The 12,506-nt window shown below is 38.9% G+C and carries 13 protein-coding genes; 12 read left to right on the top strand and 1 reads right to left on the bottom strand.

Annotated features, from left to right (window positions below; genetic code table 11):
* Positions 1–10: 10 nt before the first annotated feature.
* From mtaB to deoC, 8 genes are all read left to right on the top strand, one after another.
* Entirely contained in the window at positions 11–1,375 is a 1,365-nt protein-coding gene (gene mtaB, locus MKY77_RS16790) for a tRNA (N(6)-L-threonylcarbamoyladenosine(37)-C(2))-methylthiotransferase MtaB (protein ID WP_339146949.1), read from the top strand.
* A 157-nt stretch (positions 1,376–1,532) separates the two neighbouring features.
* Positions 1,533–2,444: an N-acetylmuramic acid 6-phosphate etherase gene (gene murQ, locus MKY77_RS16785; protein WP_339146948.1), complete on the top strand. Its 912-nt coding sequence runs from the start codon at positions 1,533–1,535 to the stop codon at positions 2,442–2,444.
* Between the two features lie 81 nt (positions 2,445–2,525).
* The gene (locus MKY77_RS16780; RefSeq protein ID WP_339146947.1) at positions 2,526–3,830 is read left to right on the top strand and encodes a sugar ABC transporter substrate-binding protein; all 1,305 of its coding nucleotides are present in this window, start codon (positions 2,526–2,528) and stop codon (positions 3,828–3,830) included.
* An 83-nt stretch (positions 3,831–3,913) separates the two neighbouring features.
* Positions 3,914–4,870: a sugar ABC transporter permease gene (locus tag MKY77_RS16775; protein ID WP_339146946.1), complete on the top strand. Its 957-nt coding sequence runs from the start codon at positions 3,914–3,916 to the stop codon at positions 4,868–4,870.
* A gap of 7 nt (positions 4,871–4,877) precedes the next feature.
* Positions 4,878–5,702 (top strand): carbohydrate ABC transporter permease, encoded by an 825-nt coding sequence (locus MKY77_RS16770; protein ID WP_339146945.1) that lies wholly within the window; start codon positions 4,878–4,880, stop codon positions 5,700–5,702.
* On the top strand, positions 5,702–6,478 hold the full coding sequence (locus MKY77_RS16765) for an HAD family hydrolase (protein ID WP_339146944.1): 777 nt from the start codon (positions 5,702–5,704) through the stop codon (positions 6,476–6,478). The genes MKY77_RS16770 and MKY77_RS16765 overlap by 1 nt, the downstream gene beginning before the upstream one ends.
* A gap of 35 nt (positions 6,479–6,513) precedes the next feature.
* A complete protein-coding gene (locus MKY77_RS16760; RefSeq protein WP_339146943.1) occupies positions 6,514–7,383 on the top strand; it encodes a MurR/RpiR family transcriptional regulator in 870 nt (289 codons plus the stop codon).
* Positions 7,384–7,588: 205 nt separating this feature from the next.
* Positions 7,589–8,260: a deoxyribose-phosphate aldolase gene (gene deoC / locus MKY77_RS16755; protein WP_339146942.1), complete on the top strand. Its 672-nt coding sequence runs from the start codon at positions 7,589–7,591 to the stop codon at positions 8,258–8,260.
* 289 nt (positions 8,261–8,549) lie between these two features.
* Here deoC and MKY77_RS16750 read toward each other — a convergent pair whose 3' ends face one another.
* A complete protein-coding gene (locus MKY77_RS16750; protein WP_339146941.1) occupies positions 8,550–9,476 on the bottom strand; it encodes a Na/Pi symporter in 927 nt (308 codons plus the stop codon).
* Between the two features lie 62 nt (positions 9,477–9,538).
* Between MKY77_RS16750 and MKY77_RS16745 the strand changes: the two genes are divergently transcribed.
* The 4 genes from MKY77_RS16745 to MKY77_RS16730 all read left to right on the top strand — a co-directional run bounded on the left by MKY77_RS16745 (position 9,539) and on the right by MKY77_RS16730 (position 12,503).
* Entirely contained in the window at positions 9,539–9,922 is a 384-nt protein-coding gene (locus tag MKY77_RS16745) for a flavin reductase family protein (RefSeq protein ID WP_339146940.1), read from the top strand.
* 336 nt (positions 9,923–10,258) lie between these two features.
* Entirely contained in the window at positions 10,259–10,432 is a 174-nt protein-coding gene (rpsU, locus tag MKY77_RS16740) for a 30S ribosomal protein S21 (RefSeq protein ID WP_010196218.1), read from the top strand.
* A gap of 15 nt (positions 10,433–10,447) precedes the next feature.
* Positions 10,448–10,891: a GatB/YqeY domain-containing protein gene (locus MKY77_RS16735; protein WP_339146939.1), complete on the top strand. Its 444-nt coding sequence runs from the start codon at positions 10,448–10,450 to the stop codon at positions 10,889–10,891.
* A 277-nt stretch (positions 10,892–11,168) separates the two neighbouring features.
* Complete coding sequence (locus MKY77_RS16730) at positions 11,169–12,503, top strand: nodulation protein NfeD (protein WP_339149845.1); 1,335 nt, start codon at positions 11,169–11,171, stop codon at positions 12,501–12,503.
* Positions 12,504–12,506 lie beyond the last annotated feature (3 nt).

Raw genomic sequence — 12,506 nt, 5'->3', positions numbered from 1 at the left:
GGTGGAAAACATGCCAACTGTTGCCTTTCACACACTAGGGTGTAAAGTGAACCATTATGAAACAGAAGCTATCTGGCAGCTTTTCAAAGCAAATGATTATGAACGTACAGAATTTGAAGGTACGGCAGATGTGTATGTCATCAATACCTGTACCGTTACGAATACCGGAGATAAAAAGAGCCGTCAAGTCATCCGTCGTGCGATCCGTAAGAACCCGGATGCAGTCATCTGTGTAACTGGATGCTATGCGCAAACTTCTCCTGCAGAGATCATGGCGATTCCTGGAGTGGATGTTGTCGTTGGTACGCAGGACCGTGTGAAAATGCTTGATTATATCGAGCAATTCAAACAGGAGCGCCAGCCAATTAATGGCGTTGGAAACATCATGAAGGCTCGTGTTTATGAAGAGTTGGACGTACCGGCATTTACAGACCGTACCCGTGCTTCCCTGAAGATCCAAGAAGGTTGCAATAACTTCTGTACCTTCTGTATCATCCCTTGGGCTCGCGGCCTTATGCGTTCCCGCGATCCACAAGAGGTTGTCACTCAAGCACAGCAACTTGTAGATGCAGGATACAAGGAGATCGTCCTGACCGGAATCCACACAGGCGGTTACGGAGAAGACATGAAGGATTACAACTTTGCCATGCTTCTTCGTGAATTGGATGAAAAAGTGACAGGCTTAAAGCGTATCCGTATTTCATCCATTGAGGCAAGTCAAATCACGGATGAAGTAATTGAAGTACTGAACAATTCCGATAAAATTGTCCGCCATCTCCATATCCCTATTCAATCAGCCTCAAATACGGTACTTAAGAGAATGCGTCGTAAATACACGATGGAGTTCTTTGCAGAACGACTAGACCGTTTGAAAGAAGCATTACCTGGGCTTGCGATTACATCCGATGTAATTGTGGGATTCCCTGGTGAAACAGAAGAAGAGTTCATGGAAACGTACAATTTCATTAAAGAACATAAATTCTCTGAGCTGCATGTATTCCCGTACTCCAAACGTACAGGAACTCCAGCAGCGAGAATGACCGATCAAGTGGATGAAGAAGTGAAGAATGAGCGAGTTCATCGCCTGATTGCACTTTCTGATCAACTGGCAAAAGAATATGCATCCACTTTTGAAGACGAAGTATTGGAAGTCATTCCGGAAGAAATCTATAAAGAAGCACCAGACCAAGGACTATATGTTGGATACACAGACAACTATTTGAAAGTGGTTTTCCCTGCAACAGAAGGAATGGTCGGCAAGCTTGTTAAAGTAAAAATTGCCAAAGCTGGTTATCCATACAACGAAGGTCAATTCGTCCGCGTGCTTGAGGATGCACCACGCTTGGAAGAAGAGAGTGTTCGTTTGAGTTCATAAGTGTACTATAAAGTAATCCTATTATTAAAATAGGGTTACTTTTTTTAATGCTGAATTATATTTACAGAATTTTAAAAATAGTGTTGAAATTTTCTTTCGGTTTACTTACAATTAAATTGAAATATAATTTTAAAATTTTCAGGAGTTTGGTGATGTTATGAAAGATACTTTATCTACGCTTATGACAGAATCACGAAATGAACGAACTAGAAATATTGACAATCTTTCAACAAGAGAAATTCTACTGTTAATGAATGAAGAAGATCATTCTGTCCCTGTAGCAATTTCATACATACTTCCACAAATTGAAATTAGTATAGAGATAATTTTCGAGGCATTAAAAAAAGGGGGGAGATTGATTTATATCGGTGCTGGAACTAGCGGCAGGTTGGGTGTATTGGATGCAGTAGAATGTCCACCTACATTCAGGACAGATCCAGAAGTGATTAAAGGTATCATTGCCGGTGGATATGATGCTATCTTCCAAGCAGTAGAAGGTGCTGAGGATGATGCGGATAGAGGGGCGGGGGATCTCAAGAAAGAACAGATTACGTCTAACGATGTCGTAGTGGGGATTGCAGCCAGTGGTAGAACACCATATGTATTAGGAGCAATTAATTATGCAAATAGCTGTGGTGCCAACACTGTAGGTTTAACATGCAATCATAATTCGGAATTAAGTTACCTTTGTGATGTGTCTTTGGACGTGCCTGTGGGACCTGAAGTAATAGCTGGGTCCACTAGATTGAAAGCCGCGAGCGCACATAAGATGATATTAAATATGTTGACCACCGTATCAATGGTAAAGTTAGGAAAAGTTTACGAAAACCTAATGGTTGATATGAACGTAAGTAATGAAAAACTAAAAGGCAGGGCAATAAATATCATCAAAACACTTACAAATGCAGCCCATGAAGAATCAGTTTTTATTCTGGAAGAAACGGATTACGATGTAAAAAAAGGACTAGTGATGATATTGGGAAAAGTGACTAGGAGCCAGGCCGAACGCTTACTTGAAAAAACAGATGGAAAAGTAAGGGCTGCGATTGAACTTTCCAAATACGAATAATATATTTTTTAGAAAGATAAGGATTGTATGTGAAAAATGGTAAGTGAGCAAAGGTAAATAAACTATTTAGGGGTGGATTTGATGAAAAAGCATTTTTCATTGTTATTGATTTGTTTTTTGAGTGTAAGTATCTTTCTGATGGGCTGCGCGACTGTTAATGTAAACAATCAAGAAAATACTTCAAACAATAATCAAACAAATGATCAGGGGAACGTGGAATCAGAAGAACAAGTTGAATTAGTAATGTATAGCTGGAGAGCGGAAGACCGAGAAGCATATGAAGTATTCATTGAAAAATTTGAATCTATTCATCCTAATATAAGAGTGAAATTTGAACCTTTTCAATCAACGGAATATAACACAATTCTTAATAATGCATTAGTTAGTGGTACTGGGCCTGATATTGTGCAATTACGCCCATATCAAGGAGCTGCAAGTGTAGCTGATAGTGATTATTTAGTACCTTTAGAAGGGGTTCCTGGTCTTGATGAAATAAATGAAGATTTCCTGGATGCAGCAAAAGGTAGTGACGGAAAGGTTTATGGAGTACCATTGGCCCTTAATGCAGGAGTTATTTTCTTCAATAAAGATATTTTTGAAGAGCACCACCTTGAAGTACCAGAGACATGGGGGGAATTTTTAGAAGTTTCTGATAAATTAAATGCGGCAGGTGTAGTCCCTATTGCACAAAGTGGTAGAGCTGCTTACGTACTTTCCTTAGTACATGGAGTGATTGCTCCTCCGGCATATAATGGTAATGAGTTTGTTGAAGAGATTTTAGCTGGGTCTGCAGATTTAAAAGACGCTAGGTTCGTTGAATCTGTTAACCGAATGAAGCAACTTGAACAGTATTTTCCAAAAGACTTTATTGCTCTAGATGATCAAGATGCACAGAGAATGTTCTATTCAGAGCAGGCAGCAATGTATATCAATGGTAGCTATCGACTTGAGACATTTGAAAGTAATATACCAGATATGAATCTAGGGGTTATACCATCCCTTGCAGAAGAAAAAGGTGGAAATGCTCCTGTTACAACATGGGTAGATGGTTCATATGGTGTGGTTAAAAACACTAAACATCAGGAAGAGGCGTTATTATTCATGGAGTTCTTAGCTAGCCAAGAGTTTGGTCAGTTATTTGCAGATGAACTTAATCGCTTAGGTGCTATTAATGGAGTCAATCCATCACACCCCATTGTAAATGAAATTGCAGCCGCTGTAGAAAAGGAGTCCACTCCTTACTTATTGCTTGTTCACTTTGGAGATGGTTCACCAACAACTAAAACAGTTTTTGAAGATCACCTACAAGGAATGTACTTGGGAGAATTATCTCCACAAGAAGTTATAGAAGAAGCCCAAAAGAACGCAGATAGGGCATCTGAGTAAAAAAAATTGTCCCCCGTACCCCGTAAAAATCTTGCGGGGTACAGTTGTTTCCTACGATTGTTCATAAAAAAGGAGGTTCAATGATGCAACAGACAGAAAAAGGGTTGGAGCAGGTGTCAGTAACTCAAAAAAAGAGTAGAAATATGAAGAAATACTTAATACATTTGTTTATCCTGCCATCCTTATTGTTATATTCAATGTTTCAAGTATATCCTATCATTTCCGCGTTGATGAATAGTTTTTATTCCTTTCAAGGTTTTGCAAGAGATACATTTATTGGGTTGGATAACTTTAAGATGTTGTTTACACAATCACCTTTTAAAGAGACTTTTTATAATGCACTTCATCATAACTGGATATATTTTGTGGTCACGTTCTTTTCTAAAATAGTTGTTTCCTTTCTTCTTGCACTTCTGATACATAGCAAAATAAAAGGGAAGGAGTTTTTCAAAACTGTTTTCTTTCTTCCTAGAATGCTCTCCATTATAGTTGTTGGATATCTTTTTAGCTTGATCCTTAATCCAACCAGTGGGGCCCTTAATTCTTTTTTGGATTTAGTCGGGTTAGGAAGTTTGGCTCAACCTTGGCTAGGAAGCACGACTACTGCTTTATACACCATTATTTTGGTAGACAGCTGGAATAGTATTGGTTTTTCTATGTTGATTTTCTTGGCAGCTCTCCAAGGTGTCGATAAGGAAATTTATGAAGCTGCTAAAATCGATGGAGCGAAAATAGTTACACAAATACTAAAGATAACAATTCCTATGGTTATGCCAGCAATCATGATAGTAACTATTCTGACTTTTATTAGTTCATTTGAAACTTTTGAGCTAATCTACGCTTTGCAAGGATCTACAGGTGGACCTTTCTATTCCACAGATGTACTTGGGACGTATTTTTATCGTTTGATTTTCGGTTCTATTGAAGGAGGACAATCAATAGGCCTGGGTTCCGCAGTCGTGGTGGTGTTATTTTTAATTATTGCAAGTGTATCTGCATTATCACTGATTTTATTTAGAAAAAAAGATTTCGAAAGGTAGGGGGAACATGCGTACAAAATGGTGGGCACAACTTTTTAAATATATGATTTTATTCTTCTTTGCTTTTATCTTTTTATATCCAATATTCTTGATGATTTCTAGTTCTTTGAAGTCAAATAAGGATATTTTCACATCCCCTCTTGGGTTGCCAAGCCAAGTAATGTTTGAAAATTACGCCACTGTTTGGAACAAAGTTAATTTCTCTTCTTATTTCCTCAACAGTGTAATTGTAAGTGTATCATCGGTTTTTCTGGTTTTATTTGTATCATCACTTGGTGCCTACTACCTTGCGAGGTATAAATTTAAATGGAATGGTTTAATATTGTTCTTTTTCTTAATAGGTTTAATGGTTCCAATGAAGCTTGCAATATTACCATTATATTTAATTTTTATGAACCTTGGAATTCTTGATACTTTGATACCGCTCATTATTGTTTATGTGGCCGGGGGTATCCCTTTAGCGGTATTTGTTTTCTATGCTTTTTTCCGTACATTGCCATCTGAACTTGAACAATCGGCTAGAATGGATGGATGCAATGAATTTCAGGTCTATACAAAAATTGTATTACCGCTAATGAAAGCACCTGTAGCTACGATTGGGATCATTAATTTGATTGGCGTATGGAACGATTTCTTTTATCCGTTAATTTTTATAAGAAGTGACGCTCTAAAAACTATACCGTTAGGAATGTTAACTTTATTTGGAGAATTCGATACGCAATGGAATCTATTGTTCGCTGGATTAACAATATCTGCCCTTCCAATGATCATCGCATTTTTGTTTGCGTCGAAACAATTTATGGAAGGTCTTACCTCAGGAGCGATTAAATAATGAAAAATAAATGGATCACGTTTGATTTGGATGGGACTCTAATGCAAAACCCTTTTATAGGATGGGTTTTCCCTGAAATAGAACAAGTTTTTCAAGAAGTGTCAAAAGTAAATCAATTGAATGAATTGAAATTTGAATTGGTTATTGATGAACATAATAGAAGAATGTTAGAGGAGGAAATTGTTGCTGCCTACGATTGGGATGGTATCATTGAGCAGATTTTTACCCAACATAACATTAAACATAAAATAGATGTTGAAGCTTTAGTTAATAAGCATTTAAGTGATGGGAAGGTATATCTCCTAGAAGAGGATATTCTTTCTACGCTAGAAAGCTTAAAAGCAAAAGGCTATAAATTGGCTATTATCACAAATGGATACTACAAATATCAGGCCCCGGTTTTAGTACAACTAAATATTTATCATGTTTTTGATAAGATTATTACCCCAGAAAAAATAGGGGTGGCAAAACCTAATATTGGAATGGCATCAGCATTTACATTAGAAGATGAAGTTATAGCCCATGTGGGGGATAGAATTGACCATGATGTCCGTTATGCAAATGAATGTCAAACTAAATCAATATTTATTATGCGATCGTATCCCGATAGCATAGTAAATATCCCAGCAGATGAAAGACCTAAACAAAATGAAGTTATTGAATTATTGAAAAAGAAATGGAATAAGGAAATCCAGAGTCAAGATACTGCAATCCCTGCTTCATGTATTCCTGACTGTATTATCACTTCAATAAAAGAACTTGATAAGTTATATTAAATGTAAAGTAAGATTTATTGGAGTGGAGTGTTTAAATGCAGCATACTTCAGGAGCTTTGTTGATAATTAAAGAAATGATTGATGCGCTTCCACCTTCAGAGCGCAAAATAGCTGAGTTTATTCTTGAGTTTCCCGAAGAAACAACATCATTAACGGCAAGTCAGCTTGGAGAACGAAGCAAAACAAGTAGTGCCGCTGTTATTAGACTCTGTAAATCATTAGGCTTAAAAGGTTTTCAACAATTAAAAATAAAAATTGCTGGGGACCTTCATAAAAAAGACCAGGTAGATGGTTATCGTGATATTAAACCTGGGGAGCCTCAATCAGAAGTTATTATGAAAATGACAAATAACAGTATTCAAACTCTTAAGGAAACAATAGATGTGATTGACAAAAATGAACTTAAAAAAGCTGTGAAAGCAATTACTAATGGGGAGAATATTCATTTCTTTGGAGTTGGTGCATCCAATATTATCGCTCAGGATGCACAACTTAAATTTATACGAATCAATAAGCATGCAAGTGCCTTTACAGACTTTCATATGGCGATTATGCATGTGGCAAACCTTAAAGAAAATGACGTAGTCTTTGGGATATCTTTTTCAGGAAACACATATGAAGTGGAAAAGGTACTGGAATTAGCCAACAAAAAAGGAGTAACAACTATAAGCCTTACCAAACTAGGTTCTTCAAATGTAGCCAGTTTGGCTAAGATAGCCTTAAAAACGTCCACCTCAAGGGAAGCTACCTTTAGGAGTGGAGCTACTTCTTCTAGATTGGCACAACTACATGTGATAGATATTCTTTTTACATGTGTTGCAAATGAGTTGTACAGTGATGCAATTCAGCATATTGATGAAACAAGGGAGGCAATTCGATCAATTCGTAATACAAAAGAACGGTAACATTAATAATTTTATCTTAAACAAAACCTAAGCTTGAAGGATATTCTACAAGCTTAGGTTTTATTGTTATTAATATCCAGTTAGTCCAATTTGTTAAATCTGTTTATTTTTTTCTGAAGGCAATACTAACATTGTACTCGCCAAAATAATGGAATCATGTTATGATGTTAGAGGTCAGACCTCTTAACTTGAAAGGAGTATGAACATGCATACAAACATTGGAGAAATGATTGATCATACATTATTGAAAGCCGATACAAAAAAAGAACAAGTAGAAGTACTTTGCCAAGAAGCGAGAGAATATAACTTTGCATCTGTCTGTGTTAACCCGACTTGGGTAAAAACATCTGCAGAGCTTTTAGAAGGCAGCAACGTAAAAGTGTGTACGGTAATTGGATTTCCTCTTGGGGCAAACACTCCTGAAGTAAAAGCATTCGAAACGACGAATGCAATTGAAAACGGTGCCACTGAAGTGGACATGGTTATCAACATCAGCGCACTTAAAGATGGCGACGATGAGTTAGTGGAACGGGACATCCGTGCAGTTGTAGACGCTGCAAAAGGTCGCGCGTTGACTAAAGTGATCATCGAAACTTGCCTGCTTACAAAAGAAGAGAAAGTAAGAGCATGCCAGTTGGCTGTTAAAGCTGGAGCGGACTACGTGAAAACTTCCACTGGATTCTCAACAGGCGGAGCAACAGTTGCTGATATTGCACTGATGAGACAAACAGTTGGACCTGAAATCGGAGTAAAAGCTTCCGGTGGTGTTCGTGATGCAAAAGGTGCGGAAGAAATGATCGCAGCTGGAGCTACACGTATCGGAGCAAGTTCTGGTATCGCAATTGTTAAAGGTTTAACGGCTGATACGGATTATTAAGATATAAAATAAAGCACTCCCTTGAGCATTTCTGCTTGAAGGAGTGCTTTTTTGTTTTTACTTAGCTTTGCGGGTTTTCTGTGGATGGTGTGGGTGTTTAGTGTGTGGCGATATTTGATTGATCAAATTGTACTATTGTCACAATAACTGATGGAAAACTCACAATAACCAATGAAAAACTCATAATAACGCACCTAAAACTCACAATAACTCCGAAAAAACTCACAATAACCTGTTGGGAAGCTAAATTTAACTGGATTAATCCCTTCAGCCTAAAATATTTGCCCCTTTATCCATGTAGCCTCTCCACAAACCTTGCAAACGGCCGCAAAAACGGTAACGCCGCCGCAGAACTTAGCACATTAAAAATTAAGCTGGAGTGTGCTAACTGCACATCGGCACTTGAAGCAAGCATTGCCACCAAGTCGCCCAACCAAGGGATCAATGGAAAGAACACTGCCACCCCGATAACGTTCAACCAAATGTGCGCATATGCTGTCAATTTGGCCTCCCTGATGGAGCCCAGGCTGGCCAAATAGGCAGTCACACATGTCCCAATATTCGATCCAAGCATAATGGCAATTCCTGCGGGAAGGGACAACAGATCATTATTCAAAAAGCTCATGCTGATTCCCGTTGTAGCAGAGCTGGATTGGATGATGGCTGTAAGGAGTGTTCCGATGCCTACACCGAATAAGTGATGATCATTTGTCATGGCAAGCATGTCCTGTACCTTCGGGAAGCCTGACAATGGAATAGCCAAAGATTCAAAACCGTTCATCGCAACAAACAAGCATCCCAACCCGAACATGCTAGACCCGAAACTGAAAGGTAATTTCTTTTTAGAAAACAAAAATAAAAATCCGATAACAAGCATCGGGAGAATCAATTGTGAAATATCTATGGTGATAAGCTCTGTTATAAAAGTAGAACCGATATTGCTTCCGAGCATAATGCCGATTGATTGATAAAAAGTGAGATACCCTGCCGCTACCAACCCAACGGTGATGACCATGACAGCTGAACTGCTCTGCAGTAGACCGGTAATCAATATCCCGATCAATAGACCTTTCCAAGGCATATCGGTAAATTTGGTGAGATACCCTTTTGTCCTCTCCTCGGACAATTGAAGCAATCCCGACCTCATGACGGTCATCCCAATCAAAAAGATAGCTAAATAAACAGATAATAACGTTATAATAGAAAACAAGCCCATCACCTCCTTTTCAATATATGGCGGGTGATGGACAAGAATGACAAGAAAAGGGGAGAGGATACATGAGGGAGTGGACGACCAATACCGTCATGCATAGCTATCCAGGCATGGTTGCCCTGGTAACCGCAAAATGGAACGGGGAGCAGAACATTATGGCTGCCGGCTGGCACAGCTATATTTCATACGACCCTCCAATCTATGGGGTTGCGATTGCGAAGGAAAGATATACACATCACTTAATGGAAAATTCCAGAGAGTTTGCGATAAATTTTGTCCCGGAAAAATTTGCTCACTATATTCAGCAGTCAGGTATGCTGACTGGAAAAGAGCATAATAAATTTGAAGAACTGAATATGGAATATGACCAAGGCAGAACCGTTTCTGCACCAATTTTAAAAGAGGCTTACATCGCATATGAATGTAAAGTGATGGATCAGCAGACTTAAGGTGATCATGACTGGTTTGTAGGTGAGATGACAGGATTTTACAAAGATCAAGCACTTTTTGCCGAAAATGGACTGCCAAACTGGGATGAACTTTCGATCCCGTTATACTTGGGGAGGTCCCAATACATGCTGGCAAATAAGGATTCCAAGGTGTTAAACCTATATCGGAATAATAGTTAGTCCAGATAGTTTTAAACCAATTCCTTATAATTGTTGACCAGCAATAGTGAATATATTATAATTGGTAAGTACATGTTCTATACATGCTTTTTTGCATTTATGGGATCATGTTTTTTCTGAAAATGTTAGTGGTTGTTCTGGAGGGAGGGAATTAGAATGTCAAAAACAGTTGTTCGTAAAAACGAATCGCTTGAAGATGCTCTTCGCCGTTTCAAACGTTCAGTTTCAAAGACTGGAACGTTGCAAGAAGCAAGAAAGCGTGAATTCTATGAAAAACCAAGCGTAAGACGCAAGAAGAAGTCTGAAGCTGCTAGAAAGCGTAAATTTTAACAAGAGGGTGTAAGAATGAGTCTTCTCGAGCGTTTAAATACCGATATTAAGCAAGCTATGAAGGATAAGGACAAAGAGAAGCTTTCCGTACTCCGAATGGTTAAGTCTTCGATTCAAAACGAATCGATCAAGCACGGCAGAGACTTATCTGAAGAGGAAGAACTTACCGTATTGTCTCGTGAATTAAAGCAACGTAAAGACTCCCTCCAAGAATTTGATAAAGCCGGTCGTGAAGACTTGGTTCATAAATTACAGGGTGAAATTGCAATAGTTGAACATTATATGCCTAAACAGCTATCTGAAGAAGAATTGTCTGCAATCGTCCAACAGACGATTGCGGATGTTAATGCTTCTTCGAAAGCTGATATGGGTAAAGTAATGGGAGCACTGATGCCTAAAGTTAAAGGCAAAGCGGACGGTAGCCTTGTTAACAAACTTGTACAACAACATCTTTCATAAAAACCCAAAATAGCACCTTACCTTTGTAAGGTGCTATTTTTTAAGCTGTGTTAGCCAAGTCCACCGATAGGATTGGTAGTATCCGACTTATTGCATTTTTTAATCAATCTCCTAAGAAATTAAAACCCTTTTTTAATCATGTTGTTCACATAACCGCCACATTTTAGCTAATAGTGCATAAAAAATCTGCAACGATGAAACTTTGTGGTTTTTCATGCGTATTACATACTGGTTACGGTGAAAATAAAAAGAAAAGGTATTTGGAGAGGAGGACATGATGAAAAAAGTTCTTCGTATTAGTTATATTAGCGCTTTTGTCCTTGCACTTATTTTATCGGCGTTACCGCTTTTTCCATCTCATACTAGCAGTGCCGAGAAGTTGGTGCATGTGATACCTGTCAATGGAACGGTGGAGAAGGGGCTGCTTGCATTTATCAATAGGTCCATTGAAACCGCAGAGGAATCAGGGGCCGATCTAATAGTATTTGAAATAAATACACCAGGTGGGGCTGTAGATGCTGCAAGTGAAATTGCCGACAGCTTCCAAGGCACTTCCATTCCAACAGTTGCCTTTGTCAACAATCGGGCATTATCTGCAGGTGCATACTTAGCATTATATGCTGATGAAATATATATGACGCCAAATGCAAGTATGGGGGCAGCTGCTGTTATAACTGGAGACGGTAATGCTGCGGAAGATAAGGCACAGTCGTATTGGCTTAATGAAATGAAAAATGCTGCAGAGTCAAATGATCGTGATCCACAATACGCGATGGCTATGGCAGATAAAGAGATTGACCTGCCGGAAGTAGGGGCTGCAAAAGGCTCTTTGCTTACATTAGGTCCTAAGAATGCCCTGGAGGTTGGTTATTCAGAAGGAACTGTTTCCACTCTGGATGAACTTCTAAGTAACTTAGGATTTGAAAATGCAGAGGTTGTTACTTCTGAAGTGACTTTCGCTGAGAAGATTGCGCGATTTTTGACTGACCCTATTGTGGTCCCGATTTTATTGTCGATAGGGTCGCTTGGACTCGTACTTGAATTGTATTCCCCCGGTTTTGGTATTCCTGGTGCGATGGGAATCAGTGCGCTGTTATTATTCTTTTACGGCCATCTTGTAGCTGGGTTGGCAGGATTGGAAACGATCATCCTGTTTGTCGTAGGGGTGGTGCTGATTGTGCTAGAGCTCTTTGTGCCTGGTGGGATACTTGGTGTTATCGGACTGGGCGCAGTTATTACAAGTTTCTTTTTGGCGACAGATGATATTGCAGGAATGGGGTTATCCTTATTGATTGCTATGTTGGTAACTATAATTGCGATGGTGCTTCTATTTACGGTATTCGGTAAGAAAATTCGTTTGTTCGACCGGATTGTACTCCGGGATTCCACCAATACGGAGCAGGGCTATGTATCAAACGTATCGAGAATTGAATTGGTAGGTCAGGAAGGGGTCACCATGACACCACTGCGGCCTGCAGGAACCGCTGTTATCAACGAAGAACGTATTGACGTTGTGACAGAGGGGAACTTTATTGGGGCAAACAAAAAAGTGAGAATTGTAAAAGCGGAAGGATCCCGTATCGTCGTTCGGGAAATCCATTCTGTTGAATAATAT

Source organism: Sutcliffiella sp. FSL R7-0096 (assembly GCF_038595065.1).
Classification (GTDB): domain Bacteria; phylum Bacillota; class Bacilli; order Bacillales; family Bacillaceae_I; genus Sutcliffiella_A.
The sequence above is the reverse complement of the archived record's forward strand: the minus strand, read 5'-3'. Positions and strand labels throughout refer to the sequence as shown.

Coding starts and splice junctions, on each gene's coding strand:
- mtaB (WP_339146949.1), top strand. CDS start 11: ATGCCAACTGTTGCCTTTCACACACTAGGGTGTAAAGTGAACCATTAT.
- murQ (WP_339146948.1), top strand. CDS start 1,533: ATGAAAGATACTTTATCTACGCTTATGACAGAATCACGAAATGAACGA.
- MKY77_RS16780 (WP_339146947.1), top strand. CDS start 2,526: ATGAAAAAGCATTTTTCATTGTTATTGATTTGTTTTTTGAGTGTAAGT.
- MKY77_RS16775 (WP_339146946.1), top strand. CDS start 3,914: ATGCAACAGACAGAAAAAGGGTTGGAGCAGGTGTCAGTAACTCAAAAA.
- MKY77_RS16770 (WP_339146945.1), top strand. CDS start 4,878: ATGCGTACAAAATGGTGGGCACAACTTTTTAAATATATGATTTTATTC.
- MKY77_RS16765 (WP_339146944.1), top strand. CDS start 5,702: ATGAAAAATAAATGGATCACGTTTGATTTGGATGGGACTCTAATGCAA.
- MKY77_RS16760 (WP_339146943.1), top strand. CDS start 6,514: ATGCAGCATACTTCAGGAGCTTTGTTGATAATTAAAGAAATGATTGAT.
- deoC (WP_339146942.1), top strand. CDS start 7,589: ATGCATACAAACATTGGAGAAATGATTGATCATACATTATTGAAAGCC.
- MKY77_RS16750 (WP_339146941.1), bottom strand. CDS start 9,476: ATGGGCTTGTTTTCTATTATAACGTTATTATCTGTTTATTTAGCTATC.
- MKY77_RS16745 (WP_339146940.1), top strand. CDS start 9,539: ATGAGGGAGTGGACGACCAATACCGTCATGCATAGCTATCCAGGCATG.
- rpsU (WP_010196218.1), top strand. CDS start 10,259: ATGTCAAAAACAGTTGTTCGTAAAAACGAATCGCTTGAAGATGCTCTT.
- MKY77_RS16735 (WP_339146939.1), top strand. CDS start 10,448: ATGAGTCTTCTCGAGCGTTTAAATACCGATATTAAGCAAGCTATGAAG.
- MKY77_RS16730 (WP_339149845.1), top strand. CDS start 11,169: ATGAAAAAAGTTCTTCGTATTAGTTATATTAGCGCTTTTGTCCTTGCA.